Here is a 19,842-nt window from a genome sequence, read left to right as displayed (position 1 = left end):
TGACCAGACGCCTGGCCAGGCTCCAACACGCTTTTTGAGTCAGGCTCTAAGCTAGATTTCGGAGTGTCCTAATTCCGATTAGGCGAACACCGTATCTTGGCCGTTGTTCTCAATAGGACTACTGAGACGGCCATCCGATGTTCTGGCCCCATCGATTTCCATAGGTCGCGATCTGTTCTAGATTTAGCTCAACGAGCGGAACAGCGGCGCATCCGTGGTTCTCCGTGGGTGAACGAGGTGCCAGCCTGCGCTACCGTTCCCCTGGCATTCCAACGGAATAAGCCTGCCATCGCAGGGGTTGGAAGCTTGAGGGAGGTCGAGCAAGCCATGGAAAGCGAAAGCACGCCTTCAAGGCCGGGTGAAGCCGCATGGGAGGCGTTGACATTCGATGAGCGCGTCAATGTCGCATTAGCCATCTGGGCGGCACTGTTGGTGGTCCACGTCATCGCAGCGTCGGTGTATTATTGGCGGGAGGAGCGCAGCCCGGAATGGTTGGCCGCTCTTGCGATTTTGGCGTACTTGCCGATCTTGGTATCGATCATATGCCTCGGCCTCATTGTTAAATATCTTGTCCGGCCTATGATCGGGCTAATCAAACCATCAAAGCGCGCCATTGAGTAAGGCCGCCTCAGTTGGCGGCCTCTTTCATTTCGGAGGACCGAATAGGTCGGCCTGCGCACTTGGTACGGGCCGCGGCTCTGGTTCTGGCTCAATCGGAGGTTCGGCCATTAATGGTAGTTGCAACGTGTCGCCCCTCTTCGGGTGAGCAACGTCCAGAATCAGCTTAAATTGGCTCCAAGTTTTGGATACGCGCATCAGCGTAACGACGGCATTAAGGTGCTGAGCCAATGCCGGACGTCCTACGTCCTCTGTCAAAAGCTGATGGTGCGCGCCTTTTCGGCGACCGCCCTCAATCGGACTTCTCTTTTCAAGTTCATCGAGAATTTGCGGTGCGAGGCGCGCATAAACAATGTCCTTCGTGTAGGCCGCCTGAACATGGCTTAAGTCTGCGCCGAGTTCCGAGCCACCTCATTAAGATAGGAATGTCAGGTAGCTTGTCCCGCCGTGAGACGGCTGGAAATAAGAAACGGCCCCAGCACCCTTGGAGGTGATGCTGAGGCCGTTCCTCATTCCAGCCTTGTCGAGCGCCGACGCAATACTTGGGCGCTCTCTGGGCCGCTTGAAGTACATTGTCCTTGATGAAACCGCCCGCCCAGTGAGCGAATGATCGAATCAAAGCGTGAGCCAGTCAATTAACTTGCGTGAATCAAACGTAAAGAAATCGTCCGGATGTTTAATGGACGGCATCCCTAATTCCATTCGCGGCCGTATTTACCCCAAAGAAAGGCCCCAGCGAAGGGACCAAGCCGGGGCCAGTTTTGATTTTTAAATGTCGGGCTGCGTGATGAGCCCCTAGCGGCAACCACGCGAATGGACCGCGTAAGCATGGTACCGGGTATAGCTGCTGGGACAACTCCATGCCGCGCATGGGCCTATGCTTTCTGTCCTAATAGGACAGCACCCGGCGGCGCTGGCCTGTTTCCAACCGCAGTAGCCTACTTTGAAATTTCGAGTGGCTTAGTTTGCCATTAACCCAGATGCAGCGAAGAGTTAGCTGATTTTCTCAGTAGGACTACCGAGACGGCCATCCGAGGTTCTGGCCCCATCAATCCATGGGTCGGCATCCGTTCTTGATTTAACTCAATGAGCGGAACGGAGGCGGCATCCGGAGTTCTCCGTGGGGTGAACGAAGTTCCGTGGCGGCTTACGTAATCATCCTAAATACCGGGATAGGCCGAACAGGTTCATAGTGCTACGTATGACACGCAACGTCCTGTTCAATTGCCCGATATCCGGCAAGAAGGTGCAGTGCCAGGTCGAGGCATCAGAAACCGAGAACGACGATTATCAAGAGGTCGTTTGCGCGGCATGCGCGACGTGTCATTTCATCAACCGAAAGACCGGCAAGCTCTTGGGCCAGAAATAAGCCGCCTCAGTGGGCGTCCTTCGGCACGACTTTTGTTTCAGTAGATTGCTAGGGCACAATCTGCACTACCAGCCAAGTTCCAGTTGACGTAGGCTCCACAACACTCAGCAGGAGTTGTGTCATTGGCAGCGGCCTACTTGAGAGTGCTTTCATCGTATTGCTGGGACTATGCCCGCTCGTCATCATCGGCGTGGCGATGTTCGCCCAGTAATCCGCAAACCTGGCCCTGCTTTGGGCCCGGTAGATGGCCCCAGCAACTAGCCTCCCTACTACACAGGCCCCCAAAGTTGCTGGGGTCGCTTAAGGTGACCTGAGTTGCAGTGGAACCAGATGCGGATAATCCAAGTTTAGGGGGCTATGGATGACCGCCAACGATGGGAAGTCTTGGAAGAGCGTGCAGCACGCGCAATCGCTTGGTCCCGCATTTTGATCGCTGAGCGGCGCTATATCTTAGAAGAAATGGCCGACAACTACCGGCATCAATACGAAGCTGCAAAGCGAGCATTTGAGCGCGTTCAGAAGGCAGAGCGCGACGCTGTCGCCAACGCCAAGCTATGGCTCTCAGGAAGTTGAGGCCGCCTCAGTTGGCGGCCTCTTTCATTGCGTGACGTCCGGCTTCGGCGGCGGAGGGAGCCCGTCGGTCCCCGCTGGCTTATCTTTGTAGATCAGTTGGAAACTGCCCTCCGATAGCTGGAGTCACAGCTTCCTTTCCCGATATCGGCCAAACATCGCCCGACTTAGGGAGGCGCGCCAAAAGACCAGATCGGATCGACTGGCGGCTGCTTTCCGCCACCTCCGCCATTTCCGCCACCTCCCGCTTGCTCCTCCTCCCGCGGTTTCTCTTCCTCGCGTTGTGCTGCACCGGGAGCAATTCCGGGCATCACAAGTCGATTGCGTCCATGCTCAAAATAACCTGCTTGTTCAGCCGATCTTTCGAACACTTGGCGGGCGCGTTCTTTTTGTTTTTCGGCGACACCGAGCCCCACCATTTCACGTTCGAGCGCAGCGGTTGGTGGGATCACGCCTTCCCTGTGGCTCTCGAAAATAGCTCGATATAGCGGGACTGCTTTAAATGCACGGGCGCGCTTCCCGCGCGCGGTTGGGGTCTACAATCGTCGACCGAGATCAGAGAGCCTATGACGGCTACCCTCTCCCTCCAGCACATCGAACATTCGAGCCTGCATATATCTGCGTGCGGAACCCGCTACTCTTGACGCTTTGACCGGTCCACGCAGCAAGCTGGTCATCGTCACATTCCCCAGAGCCTACATGGCTGTGGATAGCGTTTGCCAATTCGACGGCGGATCGTCGAGATCCAGACGGCCGATGCCGTTCGGCTGTATGGCCGCAACGCGATCTGGAAGGATGTGGTGCAGCGGCTGCTCGACAACACCTGCCAGCAACGAACCGGCAGGCATGAGGAAGACGGGTGCTGGCCGGCATACGAAACGCCGTAGCCCGCTCCAGATCGACGATCCGCTCCTCTCGCGCCGGTATGTCCGGATGGCCCCGAAATATCACCCAACGCCGCTGTCAGGCAGCGGCCGCAAGGCCCTGACGAAGGAGCTCGGTAAGGCGCGAGCAATGGCCATGATACTGGCCACCCGATCGGCAGAAATGCGGGCGAAGGGAGAAGCCGTCATCCAGCAGGCGGACAAGCTGCTGTGCGAGAGCTGGAACGAACGCATATGGTCCGACGGAGAACCCGATCGATCCGTCGCCTACGATCGACCAGGCCGTGAACGGAGGCTTTCCCTGGCTCGAGATCATGTGCGAACGTTGCAAGACACCGAGTGACGTTGATCTCGCGGCGATGAAGCATCCGCCGACCACCTTCGTGCATGATCTCGTCAGCCGGCTGCGCTGCCGCAAATGTGCCAGGGTAGGCCGACGGCCCTCCGCGACTCTGGTACAACTGGCCTGGCAACCGCGCCACCCTCGGACCGAAGCCTGACCGATGTGCAATCTCTACTCGATCACGACCAACCAGGCCGCCATCGCCGCGCTGTTCCGCGTCGTCAACCGATACGTCGGCAATCTGGCGCCGATGCCGGGGGTTTTTCCCGATTACAAGGCGCCGATCGTGCGCAATGGGCTTGGAGGCCGCGAACTCGCTATGGCACGGTGGGGAATGCCGTCTTCGCAGCACGCCATGATGGAAGCAACCAGGAAGCGCGCAGCAAAGCTTGAAGAGAAAGGCAAAACGGTCGATTTCAAGGAACTGCTGCGGATGGAGCCGGACGGCGGCACGACCAATATCCGCAACGTGAAGAGCAAGCACTGGACAAGATGGCTCGCCCCCAAAAGCCGCTGCGTGGTGCCGTTCAATTCCTTCAGCGAGTTCAACAAGGCCGAGGGCGGCGATATCTGGTTCGCGCTCGATGAATCTCGTCCTCTCGCCTGCTTCGCCGGCATCTGGACCAATTGGACATCCGTTCGGAAGGTCAAGGAAGGCGAGACGACCAACGACCTCTACGCGTTCCTCACGACCGAGCCAAATGCAGTGGTCGGCGCCATTCACCCGAAGGCGATGCCGGTGATCCTGACATCACCGGACGAGGTCGAGGCCTGGATGACGGCACCTACCGAGGAGGCACTGAAGCTGCAGCGGCCGCTTGCCGACGGAGCGCTCCAAATCGTCGCTCGCGGCATCAAGGAAGATACGGCCGGGCTCGGGACGTGACCGCCGAACGACGACAACAGGCAATTGGGCCGGTCACGTCCAAACCAGGGAAATCGTGCACTGTAACAGAAAAGAGACCGAGCGCCGGACGCCGAACCGAGTCCAAGCACCTATCAAAAGCAGTCCCCACCTGTCAAATCTACCAGTATCGACAAGACATCCGGCTCGGTAGAATCGCGCTAGGCATATCGTGCAATCAGCTAATGTTGTTGAGCGGTACCCTTGAGTGGGGTCCGCGTGCAGGCGCAGTCAATAACGGAGCCGACGACCTCGCCGAGGCAAGCCGATTTCGCGCGCGTGACATGAAAAGGAACGAGCACCACCCAGTCAAACCGCGTTGGGCTCAAGGGCAAGCGGAGCATATCGCAAAAGTGATCGATATCCGCCTCTAAGACAAATGTTGCCGCGCCTGCCCCAAGCATGCTTCGGAGGCGCCCTAGCCTGCCCAAAATGCCGCTTGTCGCAATTGAGCTGCCGTCCACGAGTTGATTGTATGTGCCAATGGGCACTGATGATCTCCAGACGTCCGGCTCGCGTGGTAGAACGCCAAATAGCTGCGGCTGCGCCGGGGCGGACTCTTTTCTTGAGCATCGCCGGCACGCATTTCTAATTCCACCCTATGTCCGACAATACAAGGCAAGCACCGCTTCGAGAGCGTCAGGAAAGGACCGATACCGCTCACATAGGATTCGATCACCGTTAGTGCCTCGCAGATTGCGATATCGCTAACATGGTCGATGTGACAAAACGCCGGGAGAACGTTGGCCTGCACGATCCGCTGCGGCTTTCTGTGGCGGCGGCCATGGCGTTTCCCGACGGCTCAATGACCGCTTCCGGGTTGCGGAGGGAAAACGCGCGGCGCAGACTCGTCATTGAGCGTGTCGCCGGCAAGGATTACACGACACTCTTTTACATAGAGAGAATGAGAGAATTATGGGCACGGATCGACAAGGTCTTGAGCTCGCCCCTGTAGCCGCCGTTGTCCGTGCGGGTGACGAATCCGATTGCAGTCATGGTCTGTCTCCTTCGCTGCCGCAGGGCCGATCCCCTGCGATGGCGAGACCGTCATGGGGAGCGAGACGCCATTGAACCCATCGGGGCGAAGCGCAGCGGCGCACCCGAGACAGCGCCTTTTTTGCAGCGAAGCGGCCGCGAGGAGCCGGCTTGCCGGCGGAGAAAAAAGGAGCTGGCGAGGGTTTCGGATGGCGGGTCGATTCCCATAGGTCGTCACGTCCATAAGCAGGGAAATCGTCCGCGGAGGCAGCCACAGGACCAGACATTGACTGCAATCGAAGCGCCGAACCGAGCGTCTCAGGCGGCGCGTCAGGCCAATGCACTACCTGTCAAATCTACCAGTATCGGTTGGACACCCAGCGCGGTAGAATCGCGCGAGGCATATCGAGCAGCCGACGAATGTCATTGAGTGGTGAGACTGTCGGTAGTATTTAGCCAGCGGATCAGCGAGGGAGCCGATCGCCTCACTTAAGCGAGCCGACTTCGCGCGCGTGAATAAGGAGCAAGCATCAGCCAGACAGAGCAGTGTTGGCGCCAAAAGCGGATTGAGCATATCGCAAAAGTGATCGATATCCGCATCTAGGACAATATTGGCGCGCCTGCCCCAAGCATTCCTCGCAGCCGCCCTAGCCTGCCCAAACTGCCGCTTGTCGCAATTGAGCTGCCGTCCGCGAGCCGATTGTATGTGCCGATGGGCACCGATGACCTCGAGACGTCTAGCTCGCGTGGAAGAACGCCTCTTGGCGGTTCCGCTGAGCGGCGCGGTGCTCCCGATCATTGCGGACGAGCACCAGCGGGTCCGATCCCTGTCCGGCAATTCAAGGCGAGCACACGCTTCAGGGGACGAGAAAAGGAGCAATGGCGTTCGCGTGAAATCCGATCATCGTTAGTGCTTCGCAGATTACGCTCTCGCTAACATGGTCGAGTTCTCAAAACGCCGGGAGAACGTTGGCCCGCACGACCCTCTCCGGCTATCTGTGGCAGCGGCCGTGGCATTCCCGGATGGTTCGATGACCGCTTCCGGATTACGTCGAGAGAACGCTCGCGGGCGGCTCGTCATCGAGCGCATCGCGGGTAAGGACTACACGACACTATTTCATATTGAGCGAATGAGGGAATTATGCCGCGTCGAAGCAAAGGGGCCAGGCTCCAGCTCAAAGCCGCCCGACGAGACAAGGCCGGCAACGTCACCCATAGAGCAACCTGGATCATCCGGGACAACGGCCGGGATATCGGCACAGGCTGCGCTGCAGATGAAATTACGGCCGCCGAGCAAGCGCTGAAGGATTACATCGCATCGAAGTACACCCCCAAGCGCAAGGCCCAGGACATTGAATCGATCCCGATCGGCGATGTGCTGTCGATCTATCTCGATGCCGAGCTCGCCAAGCTCCGCGACCGATTCAAGATCGCCGAAGATCAAGAAGAGACGATTCCCGGCATACGCAAGTTCAAGAAGCGCATCGGCCGACTGAACGATTGGTGGGGCGCCAAGATGCTCGCCGATGTCGACGGCGAGCAGTGCCGTCAATTCGCTAAAGAGCGCGGCAACAAAGGAGGCTCAAGGCGCGACCTCGAAGACCTGCGCGCGGCCATCAATCATCACGCTGCAGAGGGCTATCATCGAGGGATCGTCAAAATTACGTTGCCCGCCAAGGGCGAGCCGCGCGATAGATGGCTCACGAGATCCGATGCCGCGAAGCTGATCTGGACGTGTTGGCGGTACCGCGAGATGCAGAAAATGTTCCGGGGTCCGCTCAAAGGCCAAAAGGTCGCGACCGGGAAGAGGCCCTTACGCCATCTCGCACGATTCATTCTGATCGGGGTCTACAGCGGATCCCGAGCCGGCGCGATCGCAGCGGCTTCGCCCATTCCGGCCGTCGGCCGTGCCTTCGTCGACCTGGATCGCGGCATCTACTACCGACGCCGCCAGGGCGACGCAAAGACCAACAAACGGCAACCGCCGGTGCCGGTCCCGCCGCGCCTGCTCACACATCTCAGGCGATGGCACCGGATCGATCATCACGCCAAGCACTTCGTGGAGTTCAATGGACAGCCCGTTGCCTCAGTGAAGACAGCATTCAAGACTGCCGTGCGACTGGCAGGCCTTGGCGTGGGCATCTCGCCTCATACACTCAGGCATACAGCGGCGACCTGGCTGATGCAGCGCGGCGCCGATCCGTGGCAGGCAGCAGGCTACCTCGGCATGTCGCTTGACGTTCTGCTCAACACCTACGGCCATCATCACCCCGACTATCTCTCGGACGCCGTCGAGAAGATCGGAAAGCGAGAGAGGAGAGTCGAAGGAACCGGCGGCAGTTTCGGTTCGGTGATGCCACTGCGGGGATAGAGAATGTCGTTTCGCGTTACTTGGATTGGTAGTGCGGTCCGGGTAACGGCTGGTTCACGTGGCATCCCAAGAGTTGTTCGCGGCGGAGAGAGTGTCAGTCAATCCCTAGTGAAAGATAGAGGATTTTCGAACCTTCTAGATCAAAACCCACCACTTGAGCCACGGTGAACACTGGAGTTTCGCATCCAATGTCCTCCACTCACCGTTAGCCGCTTTCCAGCGCAAAGGTGATTGAACTATTTCTCGCTCCTACCCTCCTTGTACGCGATCATTTCGATCTTCATGTTCTCGTTTGGCGAGGGTAACGCCGGGACGCCCACGCAGCACCGGGCGGGCTTATGTCCTTCCATCGCCTTGAGATAGATTTCGTTCACGGCATCGTAGTCGCCGACATCAACGAGATACACGTTGACCTTGACGACGTCGGCAAACGTCGCCCCGCATTCCCTGAGAATCTCGGCGAGATTCTTCATGCATTGAGCCGTCTGCTCACGAATATCCGGCGGAAATTCGCCGGTGACCGGGTTGTAGCCGGCCGTTCCTTTGGTGAATATCCAGGGGCCTACAATTGATGCGTGCGAGAACGGCCGGTCGTGGGCATGGGAATCCACCAGGCGCACGGTTTCACTTGTCATCAAGAACTCCTCCTTTGTCGAATGTCATTTTCTAAGTCGCATCGTTCGTCGCTCAAGCCACCTGATCGTCAGAGTCAGAGGCCAACAGATGATGAAATACACAACCGCCACCGCGGTGAAGATTTCCAACGGCCTGAATGTCGAGGACGACAACTCGGTCGCCCTTCGGGTGATCTCGGGTACCGACAAGACCGAGGCGAGCGACGAGTACTTGATGAGCATGACGAAATTCGACGCCAGCGGGGGAAGACTGGCCCAAAACGCTTGGGGCAATACGATTCGCCTGAAGGTCTGCAGCCTGCTCAGTCCAAGCACCTTCGCCGCTTCGACATGCCCCTTTGGAACGCCTTGAATTCCCGCGCGATACACTTCTCCGATGAAGGCTGACGAATAGATCGAAAGCCCCAGAATGGCCGCGAACATTGCCGGAAGGTCGATTCCGAACGATATCGGCAGCACATAATAGTACCAGAGCAGCTGGATCAGAATCGGAGTGTTACGAACCAACTCCCCGAACGTGATGCTGATGGATCTCACCACTCTCCACTTGGAGAGGTCCAGCGACACCAGCACCAGACCGCCCAACATCGCCATCACCAGCGTGGCGGCAGAGATGATCAATGTCCCCTTTAGGCCCGAAAGCAGGAAGGGCAGATTGCTCCACACAACATCCCATCTGAACGCGTACGTGTTCATGTCTCGACCCGAGCTGCGACGATCGGTTTACTTGGCGACCATCGGGCCAAGATTATGCTTCTCCGCATACTTCTTGAGCCGGCCGTCGTTGTGGATCGTTCGTATGAACAAGTTGATGTAGTTAAGCCAGACCTGGTCCCCTGGTGCGACCACATACGAATACGGCGTGACTGCAAGCGGCTCGGACGGCGAAATCAGCCTCGCCCAGTCGAACTCCTTCTTGATCCTGACGCTGGCCGGATAGTCGCTGATGTAGACGTCGGCCTTGTTGGCGGCGATCTCGCTCAACATATCGGCGGGCGGAACGACACTGCGCTGGGTGGCCTTCCTCAAATATCCCTTCATGACATCATCCATGAAGCTTCCCAGCCCGGTCACGACCCGAACGCCGGGCTGGTCGACATCTTCCCACTTCTGAATCTTGCTGCCATCTTTAACGACGGCGTAAAGTCCGGACTCGAGATACGGGTTGGAGAATTCCACCGCCTGAGCTCGCTTGAGGGTCGCGGCGACGGCAAACATTCCGATATCGCATTTGTCGGCCTGGAGGTCGGCAATGAAAGTCGAGAACTGCGTCTCGACGATCTCGAGCTGAACGTTGAGTTCCTTCGCGAGCTCCTTGGAGAGATCGACATCGATCCCTTCAAGCTCTCCGGTCTTCGGATTCCGAAATGAAATGGCGTAATAGTTCGGGACCTGGCAGACGCGGAGTTTGCCCTTTTGCGGGATCGACGTGAGTTTCGAAACCTTTTGTTGCGCGAGCGCCGGCGTCGATCCGAAATGGAAGGCAATGCCGATCAGGCTCGCGGCGACGATCAAGAGCTTATTCATTCTGGTCCCCCGTCATTGTTCGTTGTCAGAACATCATCTCAAGGAATTGCTTCGCTCTCTCCGTCCTGGGCGACTTGAAGAACTGCTCGGATTCGCTCTCTTCGACGAGCTTGCCACCGTCCAGGAAAGCGATGCGTGTGCTTACGTTGCGGGCAAAGCCCATCTCATGCGTGACCACCACCATGGTCTGCCCATCGTCTGCGAGCTTTCGAAGGACAGCCAAGACCTCGTGTCGCAGTTCCGGGTCGAGCGCGGACGTCGGCTCATCGAACAAGATCACCTTGGGGTTCATCGCCAGCGCGCGCGATATCGCCACCCTCTGCTGCTGGCCGCCCGAGAGTTGTGCAGGGTACGCATCCCGCTTCGCTGCAATCCCGACCTTGGCCAATATCTCGATGGCTGACGCCGTTGCGACGTCGCGCGAGATTCCTCGAACCCGCATCGGCGCTTCAATGACGTTCTGAAGGACGGTCATATGCGGCCACAAATTGAATTGCTGGAACACCATGCCGATGTCCCGTCTGATCAGTTTGGCCGCCTGCGAATTCCGCGCGGCATCAGACCCAGCCATCGTGGTCCCATTGACGCGAATCTCACCGGCGGAGATTTCCTCTAGAAGCGCAAGGCACCTCAGGAAGGTCGTCTTTCCCGATCCGGAGGGACCAATGAGGCTGACGATTTCGCCCTCCGCGACCGAGAGCGAGACGTCGTCGAGCACCGAAAGAGGACCAAAGCTCTTTCTGATTTGAAGGGCTTCGAGAATGGCCTTCCTTACCGCTGACACCATGTCGTCCCACTGGCTTCTTCTGACGGCCTCTGACCCGTTCGATTAGAGTGGCTGATAGTCCGAGCGGAAAGAGACCACTTGCGAGCGCAGTGTTGCCCAAATTAGACCACCACGCGGCTAGGCGGCCGAAGGGCGTCCCCCACTGGATCTGGCCGTACCGCCGTCTCGATCGCGTTGGACAGAGCATCCAATGCCGCCGGAAGGACGTCGATCGGCAGATACCCGAAGCCGAGGCGCAGGACGGCGGAAGACTCCCCGAACCAGGCACCGTCGCCGATCTGCAGCTCGGCCGCCGGTAGAGTTGACCAGAAGCGGGCAATCCCGCCGTCGTCGAAAACGTTCGGGCTCAGCCGGAGACAGCACATTGCTCCGCCATCCGGCCTCACCCACTGGACTCTTCCCGCCTGGGCGTCGACCCACGCCGCAACCTTCGACAGACCCGCAGCAAGCAGACCGCGACGCGCGCCTAGGATTTTCTCACGCGTCTCCAGGATGACTGAGGCCAAGGTCTCATCGAGCGGAGAGCCCGAGATCACCATGTTCATCTTCGCAACCGTCAGTCGCTCGCGCAATGCGGGGTCCCGGACGGTGAGCCAGCCGACACGAAGTCCCGGTGCGCCATGCGCCTTGGATACGGATCCGCCCGTGATGACAGCATCGTCGACTGCGGCGGCGCTTCGCGGGGGAGTCTCGTCGCCGTACGTCGCGTCGCGATAGGTCTCGTCGACGAAAAGACGCGCGGCGGGAGACTTGACCCGCATCAGGTCCAGGATGGCCTTTATCTCATCCAAGGTCGCCCGGACGCCGCTCGGGTTCTGCGGACTGGCGATACTGACGAGCTTCGTGCGTTCGTTGAGAAGGGGCTCGAGCGCACCGACAGTGAGCTTGAAGCCTTGGTCGAACGTCAGGCGGCACTCGCGCAAGGTTACGCCCGCCCCGACGAGGGAGTCGCGAGACGGCGGGAAGGACGGCATCGCGATGACGGCCTCGTCGCCGGGGCGACACAGCTCGAAGGCAAGCATGAACAGACCGAGGGCCGTGCCCTGCGTCGTGACGACCTCCTCCGGCAGGACGCCGGTGAGAGCCGCGATCGCGGTCCGGAGCCGCGGAAGGCCCGCCGATGTGCCATAGCCCATCTTGAGGCCGCCCAGCGCGGCCGCGCCGCCGGCCAGGTCGAGAATTTCGCCGAGCGTCAGATCCTGGGCCGTGCTCTCGGCCAGATTGTATCGCCGATTGACGTCAAGCAAAGAAATGATCTCATTTCGGGGAAAGCGGCCCTGCCAATCTGCCTCGTCGCTCACATCGCACCTCTTGTCGTTTGGTCAGCAAGACTGTGGGTGCCGCAGGGCTCACGTCTTGTCGGAAGTTGCGATCCTCGCGGCAGGCGGCTCCGATCTGGCCATGGCTGCGCCAGCATCGCGTCTACCGTCGCGTCGACCGGCCCTACTCGAACTCCAGGATCGTTTCGATTTCGACGCAGTTTCCGCGGGGCAACGAATGCATGCCCACCGCCGAACGCGCGTGCAGCGCGATCTCCCTGCCGAACACCTCGTCGAGCAGATCGGAGGCTCCGTTGATGACCTCGGGCTGCCGGACAAAGTCGGCGACGCAGTTCACCATCCCCAGGAGCTTGGTGATGCGCTTGACGCGCTTCAAGCTGCCGAGGTTTGCCTTGATGGTTCCCAGAGTGTTGACCATGGCAACGCGCGCGGCCTGATAGCCTTCTTCCACAGAGACTTCGCGACCGAGCTTTCCCATGAATTGGGGAACGCCGGCCGAATCGGGCAGATGGCCCGCCAGATACAGGACGTTTCCGGCCGCCCTCGCCCGGGCATAGTTGCCGACGGGTGGGATGGATGCCGGAAGCTCGATTCCGAGCTTGGCGAGTACGGCCTCCGGATCCTGCAGATCCCCGGTTGTTGCAGACGAAGCGTTCATTTGCACAACTCCTCGCTGTTCGCCGTCAAGGCCGGCGAGATCTCGTCTGGTCCAAAGCCGTACTTGGCTAGAAGCGCGCGGTGTTCGTCGGAGCCCAGAAACCGTGCAAGCTCTGCGTTGAATTTGGCGATGAACGCATCGTCGGTCCGATTGAACGAGAATGCGCCGAAGCCCGCTTTCGGGCGACCGTTCTCCATCGGCGGCTCGAAGGGCTGCGCGAGCGCCAGATCCGGGTCTTTCAACGAAGCCAGCAGGGCACGATGGCCAAGCGCTGAATTCGGATAGGCATCGACGCGCCTGTCCTTGATCGCAGCCAGGACGCCCTCCTGCGCCCCGAATTCGACGATCCGGTCAGCCGGCACGCCAGCCGCCTTTGCCGTCGCGATCTGCACGGTGCCCCTGACGACACCGAGCTTGGCGCCGGACGACGCGGCCGTGGCGTAACTGGTGATATGCTTCGGATTGCCTGCGCGGACGATCATGCCGTCGACCAGAGCCCAGATTGGATTGGAGTAGGCAACTGTCTTGCAGCGCAAGGGCGTGACGAACAGCGCGGTGTTCATCTTCCATCGGCTTGCGGCCACGCCCGGGATAAGCTCAGCGAACTCCACCTTCTTCAACTCGACGTCCTTGATGCCCATTCTCGCCAGCACCACCCTGGCGACGTCGACGTCCGACCCTGCCGGAAGTCCATTGACGGTCACCGCGAATGGCGGTTCCTCGATATAGGCAAAAACGAACTTGTCTTGGGCGATCGCCGGCGCGGCGATCAGAGCCGCAATCGCGGCCATCGCGAACTTCCGTGACGTCGTTTTCATTCTGAGCTCTCCCCCGAGGACTTCGCGTCCTCGGGCTGAATATGGCAGTGACGGCAACAGCCCTAGTAGTGGGCGGATGCGCTCGCGGCGTTCTTCAAGTCAGAACACCTGCCATCAGGCATAATTGATGACGAGATGCTTGATGTCGGTCATCTCGTCCATCGCGTAGACCGTTCCCTCGCGACCCAGCCCCGATTCCTTCCAGCCACCGAACGGCATGTTGTCGAGCCGGTAGATCGGCACGTCGTTGACCATCAGGCCGCCCACGTCCCAATCCTCGATCGCGGAGAATGCGCGCCTGAGGTCGTTGGTGAACATGCCCCCCTGCAGGCCGTAGCGGGTCGCGTTCGCGCGATGGACGGCTTCCTCGAAATCCGTGAAAGGATTCACGGTCAGCACCGGGCCGAAGACTTCCTCGTCCTCGATCATCATTCCGCTCTTCGTGCCCGCCATGACCGTTGGCTGGACGACAGCGCGCTCGCGCCTGCCGCCGACCAATATCTTGGCCCCTGCAGCGGCCGCTTCGTCGATCCAGCCCGCGATACGCTTCGCCGACCCTTCGTCAATGACGGGACCGACGTCGACACCCTCCTGCATGGGATCGCCGACTTTGCAGGCGCCGACCTTGCTGGTGAGCTTCTGGACGAACGCGTCATGTACGGTGTGATCGACGAGAATGCGCTGGACGCCGATGCAGTATTGCCCGCCATAGACGACGCCACCTCTGACGCACCTGGCGGCAGCGAGGTCGAGGTCAGCATCTGCACAGACGACAACGGCGGCATTCCCGCCCAGTTCCAGCGCGACTTTCTTCTTGCCCGCGATCGACTTGATGTGCCAGCCGACCTTCGCCGACCCCGTGAACGTGACCATCGCGAAGCGATCGTCCTTGACCATCTGCTCCGCGAGGGGAACGCTGCAATGGACGACCGAAAGCGCCCCCTTTGGGAGGCCGGCTTCAGTCAAGATCTCCGCAAGCAGGAGCGATGTCAGCGGCGTCTGGGGTGCAGGCTTCAGCACGACCGAATTTCCGACCGCAAGCGCCGGCGCGACCTTGTGTAGCACGAGATTGAGCGGGAAGTTGAACGGCGCGATCGCAAGGATCGGCCCGATCGGAAACCGCCTCGCGATGCCGATGCGCCGGCGAATGGAAGACAGTTGCACGAAATCCGCGTTGGCGAGATCGAGCGGAGCGCCGTCGGCCGATGTCGTCTGGTACTCGTAGACGCCTGCATCCATGTCGAGGGGAATCTCGCGACCGCCGTAACGCCGCGCTTCCGCGGCGGCATTGGAGAGGTTGAAGATCGAACGGGCAACCTCGCCCCGGGCGTCGTAAAGAGGCTTGCCCGCTTCGGCAGCGATGGTGCTGGCGAATTCGGTGCGTCTGGCCTTCAAGATCTCCGCGGCGCGCGCGAGGATATCGGCGCGGACGAAGCGCGGCAGCTTCCGCATGACATGAAAGGCGGCTTCGGCGGCATTGATGGCCTTCTCGACCGCCGCTGTCTCCGATACCGGCATTTGACCAACTGGAGATCCGTCATAGGGTGATCGGATGACGTCGAACTGTGTAGCGTTCATGGCAGATTGACCCTGGTTTAGGTTGAAAGAAGCTCAGTCGGCGCCGAGATAGGCGGCGCGAATTGCGTGGTCTTGTGAAATTTCCTGACTGGATCCGGCTTTCGAAACCCGGCCGCGATCCATGACGACGACGTGCTTGGCCAAATCGAGCGCCACGGCGACATCCTGTTCAACGACGGCGATGCCGACACCGTCGGCGCTGATCGTCTTCAGCGCCTCGACGAGGAAATCCACTGCGACGGGCGCCAGACCGAGTGACAACTCGTCGATCATCATGACGCGCGGCCGTGACATCAGCCCGCGCCCGATCGCGCACATCTGCTGCTCGCCTCCGGACATGGAAACGGCGTCCTGGCGACGACGCTCGGCGAGTTTCGGGAAAGCTGCATAGACCCGGTCGAGGTCACGCTGAAGATCCGTCCGCGCCGCAGCACGCGCGAACGCGCCCATCAGCAGGTTGTCCTCGACCGTCATGCCGGCGAACAGGCGACGGCCTTCCGGTACATGCGCGATGCCCGCATTGACGAAATCGAGAGGCTTGGCACCGGCCAGTTCGGCATCGCCGATACGAATGCTGCCTTGGCGCGGCTTGAGCAACCCCGACAGGCTGCGCAGCAATGTCGTCTTGCCGGCACCGTTCGAACCGATCACCGCCGTGATCGCGCCGGTTTCGATCGACATCGAAACGTCCGTCAGCACGTGAACGTCGCCATAGCCTGCGGAGAGATTCGAGATGAAAAGGCTCGTGGTCACGACTTCTCTCCGAGCATGGCGGCCGCACCGCGTGTCCCGAGATAGGCCTCGATGACGGCGGGGTTGCGCGCAACCTCGTCGGTCGAGCCGCTCGCGAGCAGTTGGCCTCGGTGCAGCACGATGAGCCTGGGACAAAGTCCCCTTACGACTTTCATCAGATGCTCGATGATGACGATTGCGACGCCTTCAGCGGCAATCTTCCGGATCATGCCGAGCACGCCCTCGATCTCCCCCGAGTTCAAGCCGGCGTTCACTTCGTCCAGGAACAGCAGCTTCGGCCGTGCGACCCAGGCTCTCGCGAGCTCGAGGCGCTTGCGTTCGGCCAGAGTCATGCGAACGGGCAGGTGGTCGCGGCAATGACCGATGCCAAGACTGTTCAACGACTCGTCGGCTCGCTCTCGTGCGCCGGCGAACGATCGCGTATGACCGGCGAACATGGCAGCGGCGGCCACGTTGTCGCGAGCAGTCAGGTCGTTGAACGGCTGCACGATCTGGAACGTCCGCATCAGGCCGCGACGCGCGAGCTCATGGGGCTTGTGGCCGGTGATGTTTTCGCCACGAAACGATATCGTGCCGCGCGACGGCTTGAGATGACCGGTCACCAGATTGACGAGCGTCGTCTTTCCGGCGCCGTTCGAGCCGATGAGGCCGACAATCTCGCCTTCATTCAGCGTAAAAGAGACGTCATCGGTGGCCTTCAGTCCGCCGAACTGGCGGCTGACGTTCCTGACATCGAGCAATGCCGCGTTCATGGCCGGCTCTTTCTGGAAACGATGGATGGCAGCACGCCGGCTGGGAGCACTAAAAGCAGCAGGACGATCAGGACGCCGAGACCTCCGGCACTAAAGCTCAGGACGTTCCGCCAGACGATTTCTTCGAGCGCGACGAAGATTGCAGCACCTACGATCGGACCGAGGATCGTGCCCACGCCTCCGAGCAGGACCGCAACTATCGGTTTTACGGACCACATGACGTCGTAGACGTCCGTCGGATCGATGTAACCGATCCAGCCGGCATAGACGCCGCCAGCCATCGCCGCCGTCACCGACGAGAGCGCGAAAGCCCAGGTTTTCAGTTTCTGAGCGTCGACGCCAATACCGGCGGCGGCAGTTTCATTCATGCGGATGCAATCCAGCCCGAATCCGAGACGACTCCATTTGATCGCCGCGCCGAGGAGCACGGTCAGAACTGCGAAAGCGAGTGAAAGCCGCAGGGAGAAGGCCGCCAGAACTTCCGGGTCACCGCCGGCGCCGGCAACGGTCAGCCCCATGCCGCCGCCCGTCAGGTCGGCCCATCCGGTCGTCAGTTCCTTGAGGATCGCGCCGAGCATCAGGCTCGCAACCGCGAAGTAGTGGCCCCGCAGCCTGAGAACGCCGTAGCCGAATGGCGCGGCGAGAACGCCGCCGGCAATTCCGGCGACGGCAAGGGCCAGGCGCCAATCGAAGCCCTTTGCCTGCATGATGGCGGCGGCATAGGCTCCCAGCCCGAAGAACGCACCCGTCGCGAACGATGGGTAGCCGGTGAAGCCACCGACGATGTTCCAGGAGGCAGCCAGTACGAGCAGAAGGCTGAACATCGTGACGAGGCGCATGAGATACGGCTCGCCGCCAAGGACAAGGGGCAGGCCGGCACAGGCGGCCGCGCCAATGACGACGATGGCGAGCGCGAGAAGCGTGCGGGAATTCATTCGTAACCTGCCCGGCCCAGCAGGCCCTGCGGTCGCGTGAGCAGCATCAGGAGAAGAATCACGGCAGCTACGGAGGTGCCGTATTCGGCTCCAACAAAGAGAGACCCGAGGCTCTCTACGACACCAAGCAGAAACCCGCCGACGACGGCTCCCAGGACGCTGCCGAGCCCGCCAAGCACGCAGGCAACGAAGGCGATGTGGAGATAGTAGGCGCTGTTCAGCGGCGAAGTCGGGAAAATAGCGGCCAGCAGGCAACCCGCCACCCCAGCCATCGCAAGTCCAAGCCCGAAGGTCATCGCGTAGATCAGTTCGACTTGCACGCCCATCAACTCGGCCGTATGCCGGTCCATCCTGACCGCGACGATCGCACGGCCCAGACGGGATCTGTGGAGATAGAAGTGCAACGCGAGCGCTGCACCAACTCCCACGACCGCAGCCAGGAGACGATCGACGGGAAGCGTCAGCGCACCCCAAGTGAACGGCGCGGTGGGAAAAGCACCTTCGATCTTGCGGTAGTCTGCACTGAAAGAGCTGATCATCGCGTTGTTCAGGATCAGGTCCAGACCGAACGTGAAGACCAGCGTGATCAGCACGGGCGCTGTCACCACGCGCTGGATCAGAAATCGCTGCAGCAGCCAGCCGGCCGCAAACAGCACGGGACCCGCGACCGCAATCGCGAGCAACGGATTGATGCCCGCGTATCTCCAGGCGAAGTACGCCGTATAAGACCCGAGGACGACGGCAGACCCTTGCATGATGTTTATGATGTTCAGCACACCCCAGACGAGCGAAAAGCCCGCCGCCATCGCCGCATAAAGCCCACCCAGCAAAAGTCCGTTCAGAACGACCTGCGTGATCTGCACGATGGCATCGCCCTTCGATCAGGCGATGCCAAGGCGAAACTCGCCCTGTGCGATGGACGACGGCGCGAGCACGATCGGCTTGCCGCCCTGGATCTGGAAGACCGGCGGCACCAGCTTTTCGATCTGCCCGGTCGGACCGAACGAGATCGGACCGTAGAACGTCATCACATCGAGGCCCGCCAGTGCATCGCGTAGCGCCGGCCCTTCGAGGGATCCGGACTTGAGCGCCGCCAATTGCAGGATTGCGCCCGCGGCCGCGGCGGACGCTTCGATGTAGTCTGGCAACGCCGAATACATCGCCTGGAACTTCTGGACGAAGCGTTCCGTGTTTCCGAAGATATCCGCGCCCTTGTAACGCGCGGCCGGATGCCACCAGGACGCGCTCGAGATGTTTTCCGCCGCGGCATGTAATGCCTGCGTAAACTCTTCGTAGGCAGGCCCGGCGATCATGGTGAGTATCTGCGGCTTCATGCCCAGGTCGCGCATCTGCGTACGAACCTGGACGAGGTCGTTCACATAGCCGCCGACGAAGATCCACTCCGGATTGGCGCTGCGCATCTGGGTCAGCGCGGAGGCGAAATCCAGGCTGCCGATCGCGAATTTTTCGTCGAACACGCTTTCGAGGTTGCGCTTGGCTGCCGACTTCTTCATCTCCGCGCTCATCGCGAGCGGCAAAAGGTCGTTACGCGAAAAGATCGCCACGCGCTTGATGGTCGGCGCCGCTGCCATGACGATGTCGGCGAGAGGCTCGGTCAGCGTCTCGTTTGGAGTGAACGTTCCGAAGAGGTATTTGTAGCCCTGATCGTAGACTTCGCGAGAGGACGCCGTGGGCGCGATCATCGGCACCTTGTAGCGCTCGGAAATGGCGCTCGATGCCTTCGCCGCTCCGGAGCCGAACGGGCTGAACAGCGCATGCACGCGCTGCTGCGTCACGAGCTGATCGCAGGCCTGGACGGCACGCGGAGTCGAAGACTGATAGTCGCTATAGATGACCCGCACGGGAACGCGGCGGTTGCCGACCTGGAATCCGCCGGCCTTTGCGACCTCCTTCGCCCAGAGATCATATCCGCGCTTCTGCTTTTGACCCTCGGGAGCCAACGGCCCCGTCAACGGAAGAGGGGCGCCGATCCTCAGCTCGTCGGCACCCTGTGCTCGAACAATCGTGGGGGCCACCATCGCAGCCGCCATCCCTATCAATAATGTTCGACGCTGCATCAGCCCC

The 19,842-nt window shown here is 60.4% G+C and carries 20 protein-coding genes and 2 pseudogenes; 7 read left to right on the top strand and 15 right to left on the bottom strand.

The window, feature by feature from the left end; translation table 11 throughout:
• Nucleotides 1–327: 327 nt before the first annotated feature.
• The gene (locus E2I15_RS00825; protein WP_246668417.1) at nt 328–621 is read left to right on the top strand and encodes a hypothetical protein; all 294 of its coding nucleotides are present in this window, start codon (nt 328–330) and stop codon (nt 619–621) included.
• 24 nt (nt 622–645) lie between these two features.
• Here the strand turns inward: E2I15_RS00825 and E2I15_RS39785 are convergent.
• Nucleotides 646–990, bottom strand: a pseudogene (locus E2I15_RS39785) (P63C domain-containing protein); the annotation flags it as partial.
• Between the two features lie 1,381 nt (nt 991–2,371).
• Between E2I15_RS39785 and E2I15_RS00815 the strand changes: the two are divergent.
• Nucleotides 2,372–2,560 (top strand): hypothetical protein, encoded by a 189-nt coding sequence (locus E2I15_RS00815; RefSeq protein WP_137483359.1) that lies wholly within the window; start codon nt 2,372–2,374, stop codon nt 2,558–2,560.
• A 164-nt stretch (nt 2,561–2,724) separates the two neighbouring features.
• Here E2I15_RS00815 and E2I15_RS00810 read toward each other — a convergent pair whose 3' ends face one another.
• Nucleotides 2,725–3,009 carry a hypothetical protein gene (locus E2I15_RS00810; RefSeq protein WP_137483358.1) on the bottom strand — a complete coding sequence of 95 codons (285 nt, stop codon included), beginning with the start codon at nt 3,007–3,009 and terminating at the stop codon, nt 2,725–2,727.
• 264 nt (nt 3,010–3,273) lie between these two features.
• Here E2I15_RS00810 and E2I15_RS38565 point away from each other — a divergent pair, with 264 nt between their 5' ends.
• The 5 genes and pseudogenes from E2I15_RS38565 (at nt 3,274) to E2I15_RS00785 (ending at nt 8,034) form a co-directional block, all read left to right on the top strand.
• On the top strand, nt 3,274–3,444 hold the full coding sequence (locus tag E2I15_RS38565; RefSeq protein WP_170991789.1) for a hypothetical protein: 171 nt from the start codon (nt 3,274–3,276) through the stop codon (nt 3,442–3,444).
• A 46-nt stretch (nt 3,445–3,490) separates the two neighbouring features.
• A pseudogene (locus tag E2I15_RS39055) lies at nt 3,491–3,941 on the top strand (hypothetical protein).
• A 3-nt stretch (nt 3,942–3,944) separates the two neighbouring features.
• On the top strand, nt 3,945–4,670 hold the full coding sequence (locus tag E2I15_RS00800; protein WP_137483357.1) for an SOS response-associated peptidase: 726 nt from the start codon (nt 3,945–3,947) through the stop codon (nt 4,668–4,670).
• Nucleotides 4,671–5,400: 730 nt separating this feature from the next.
• Complete coding sequence (locus E2I15_RS00795; RefSeq protein ID WP_246668416.1) at nt 5,401–5,643, top strand: hypothetical protein; 243 nt, start codon at nt 5,401–5,403, stop codon at nt 5,641–5,643.
• Between the two features lie 1,161 nt (nt 5,644–6,804).
• Nucleotides 6,805–8,034: a tyrosine-type recombinase/integrase gene (locus tag E2I15_RS00785; RefSeq protein ID WP_170991794.1), complete on the top strand. Its 1,230-nt coding sequence runs from the start codon at nt 6,805–6,807 to the stop codon at nt 8,032–8,034.
• A gap of 236 nt (nt 8,035–8,270) precedes the next feature.
• On the opposite strand, the gene E2I15_RS00780 is transcribed toward E2I15_RS00785, so the two are convergent.
• From E2I15_RS00780 to E2I15_RS00720, 13 genes are all read right to left on the bottom strand, one after another.
• Complete coding sequence (locus E2I15_RS00780) at nt 8,271–8,669, bottom strand: RidA family protein (protein ID WP_137483355.1); 399 nt, start codon at nt 8,667–8,669, stop codon at nt 8,271–8,273.
• 24 nt (nt 8,670–8,693) lie between these two features.
• The gene (locus tag E2I15_RS00775; RefSeq protein WP_137483354.1) at nt 8,694–9,365 is read right to left on the bottom strand and encodes an amino acid ABC transporter permease; all 672 of its coding nucleotides are present in this window, start codon (nt 9,363–9,365) and stop codon (nt 8,694–8,696) included.
• Nucleotides 9,366–9,392: 27 nt separating this feature from the next.
• Nucleotides 9,393–10,196, bottom strand: a complete 804-nt coding sequence (locus E2I15_RS00770) for an ABC transporter substrate-binding protein (RefSeq protein WP_137483353.1) — start codon at nt 10,194–10,196, stop codon at nt 9,393–9,395.
• A 25-nt stretch (nt 10,197–10,221) separates the two neighbouring features.
• Nucleotides 10,222–10,983: an amino acid ABC transporter ATP-binding protein gene (locus tag E2I15_RS00765; RefSeq protein WP_155262152.1), complete on the bottom strand. Its 762-nt coding sequence runs from the start codon at nt 10,981–10,983 to the stop codon at nt 10,222–10,224.
• Between the two features lie 101 nt (nt 10,984–11,084).
• Nucleotides 11,085–12,284 (bottom strand): pyridoxal phosphate-dependent aminotransferase, encoded by a 1,200-nt coding sequence (locus E2I15_RS00760; RefSeq protein ID WP_137483352.1) that lies wholly within the window; start codon nt 12,282–12,284, stop codon nt 11,085–11,087.
• A 142-nt stretch (nt 12,285–12,426) separates the two neighbouring features.
• Nucleotides 12,427–12,921, bottom strand: a complete 495-nt coding sequence (locus tag E2I15_RS00755) for a RidA family protein (protein WP_137483351.1) — start codon at nt 12,919–12,921, stop codon at nt 12,427–12,429.
• Complete coding sequence (locus E2I15_RS00750) at nt 12,918–13,712, bottom strand: transporter substrate-binding domain-containing protein (protein WP_170991793.1); 795 nt, start codon at nt 13,710–13,712, stop codon at nt 12,918–12,920. Before E2I15_RS00750 ends, E2I15_RS00755 begins: the two co-directional genes overlap by 4 nt.
• Nucleotides 13,713–13,853: 141 nt before the next feature.
• Nucleotides 13,854–15,317 carry an aldehyde dehydrogenase family protein gene (locus E2I15_RS00745; protein ID WP_137483349.1) on the bottom strand — a complete coding sequence of 488 codons (1,464 nt, stop codon included), beginning with the start codon at nt 15,315–15,317 and terminating at the stop codon, nt 13,854–13,856.
• A 33-nt stretch (nt 15,318–15,350) separates the two neighbouring features.
• Nucleotides 15,351–16,070: an ABC transporter ATP-binding protein gene (locus E2I15_RS00740; protein WP_276487419.1), complete on the bottom strand. Its 720-nt coding sequence runs from the start codon at nt 16,068–16,070 to the stop codon at nt 15,351–15,353.
• Nucleotides 16,067–16,822, bottom strand: a complete 756-nt coding sequence (locus tag E2I15_RS00735) for an ABC transporter ATP-binding protein (protein ID WP_137483347.1) — start codon at nt 16,820–16,822, stop codon at nt 16,067–16,069. Before E2I15_RS00735 ends, E2I15_RS00740 begins: the two co-directional genes overlap by 4 nt.
• Nucleotides 16,819–17,757, bottom strand: coding sequence for a branched-chain amino acid ABC transporter permease (locus E2I15_RS00730; protein ID WP_137483346.1), 939 nt, complete (start codon nt 17,755–17,757; stop codon nt 16,819–16,821). Before E2I15_RS00730 ends, E2I15_RS00735 begins: the two co-directional genes overlap by 4 nt.
• A complete protein-coding gene (locus E2I15_RS00725; protein ID WP_137483345.1) occupies nt 17,754–18,620 on the bottom strand; it encodes a branched-chain amino acid ABC transporter permease in 867 nt (288 codons plus the stop codon). The genes E2I15_RS00730 and E2I15_RS00725 overlap by 4 nt, the downstream gene beginning before the upstream one ends.
• Nucleotides 18,621–18,638: 18 nt before the next feature.
• Entirely contained in the window at nt 18,639–19,835 is a 1,197-nt protein-coding gene (locus tag E2I15_RS00720) for an amino acid ABC transporter substrate-binding protein (protein ID WP_137483344.1), read from the bottom strand.
• Nucleotides 19,836–19,842: the final 7 nt, after the last annotated feature.

Source organism: Bradyrhizobium sp. BR2003 (assembly GCF_009720285.1).
In the GTDB taxonomy this organism is placed as follows: Bacteria; Pseudomonadota; Alphaproteobacteria; order Rhizobiales; family Xanthobacteraceae; genus Bradyrhizobium; species Bradyrhizobium elkanii.
This window is presented reverse-complemented; position numbering and strand designations above follow the sequence as displayed.

Excerpts from the sequence above, each read along its gene's own strand:
- E2I15_RS00745 (WP_137483349.1), bottom strand. The coding sequence starts at position 15,317 with ATGAACGCTACACAGTTCGACGTCATCCGATCACCCTATGACGGATCT.
- E2I15_RS00765 (WP_155262152.1), bottom strand. The coding sequence starts at position 10,983 with ATGGTGTCAGCGGTAAGGAAGGCCATTCTCGAAGCCCTTCAAATCAGA.
- E2I15_RS00780 (WP_137483355.1), bottom strand. The coding sequence starts at position 8,669 with ATGACAAGTGAAACCGTGCGCCTGGTGGATTCCCATGCCCACGACCGG.
- E2I15_RS00775 (WP_137483354.1), bottom strand. The coding sequence starts at position 9,365 with ATGAACACGTACGCGTTCAGATGGGATGTTGTGTGGAGCAATCTGCCC.
- E2I15_RS00785 (WP_170991794.1), top strand. The coding sequence starts at position 6,805 with ATGCCGCGTCGAAGCAAAGGGGCCAGGCTCCAGCTCAAAGCCGCCCGA.
- E2I15_RS00720 (WP_137483344.1), bottom strand. The coding sequence starts at position 19,835 with ATGCAGCGTCGAACATTATTGATAGGGATGGCGGCTGCGATGGTGGCC.
- E2I15_RS00730 (WP_137483346.1), bottom strand. The coding sequence starts at position 17,757 with ATGAATTCCCGCACGCTTCTCGCGCTCGCCATCGTCGTCATTGGCGCG.
- E2I15_RS00750 (WP_170991793.1), bottom strand. The coding sequence starts at position 13,712 with ATGGCCGCGATTGCGGCTCTGATCGCCGCGCCGGCGATCGCCCAAGAC.
- E2I15_RS00825 (WP_246668417.1), top strand. The coding sequence starts at position 328 with ATGGAAAGCGAAAGCACGCCTTCAAGGCCGGGTGAAGCCGCATGGGAG.
- E2I15_RS00795 (WP_246668416.1), top strand. The coding sequence starts at position 5,401 with ATGGTCGATGTGACAAAACGCCGGGAGAACGTTGGCCTGCACGATCCG.
- E2I15_RS00735 (WP_137483347.1), bottom strand. The coding sequence starts at position 16,822 with ATGAACGCGGCATTGCTCGATGTCAGGAACGTCAGCCGCCAGTTCGGC.
- E2I15_RS00800 (WP_137483357.1), top strand. The coding sequence starts at position 3,945 with ATGTGCAATCTCTACTCGATCACGACCAACCAGGCCGCCATCGCCGCG.
- E2I15_RS00770 (WP_137483353.1), bottom strand. The coding sequence starts at position 10,196 with ATGAATAAGCTCTTGATCGTCGCCGCGAGCCTGATCGGCATTGCCTTC.
- E2I15_RS00755 (WP_137483351.1), bottom strand. The coding sequence starts at position 12,921 with ATGAACGCTTCGTCTGCAACAACCGGGGATCTGCAGGATCCGGAGGCC.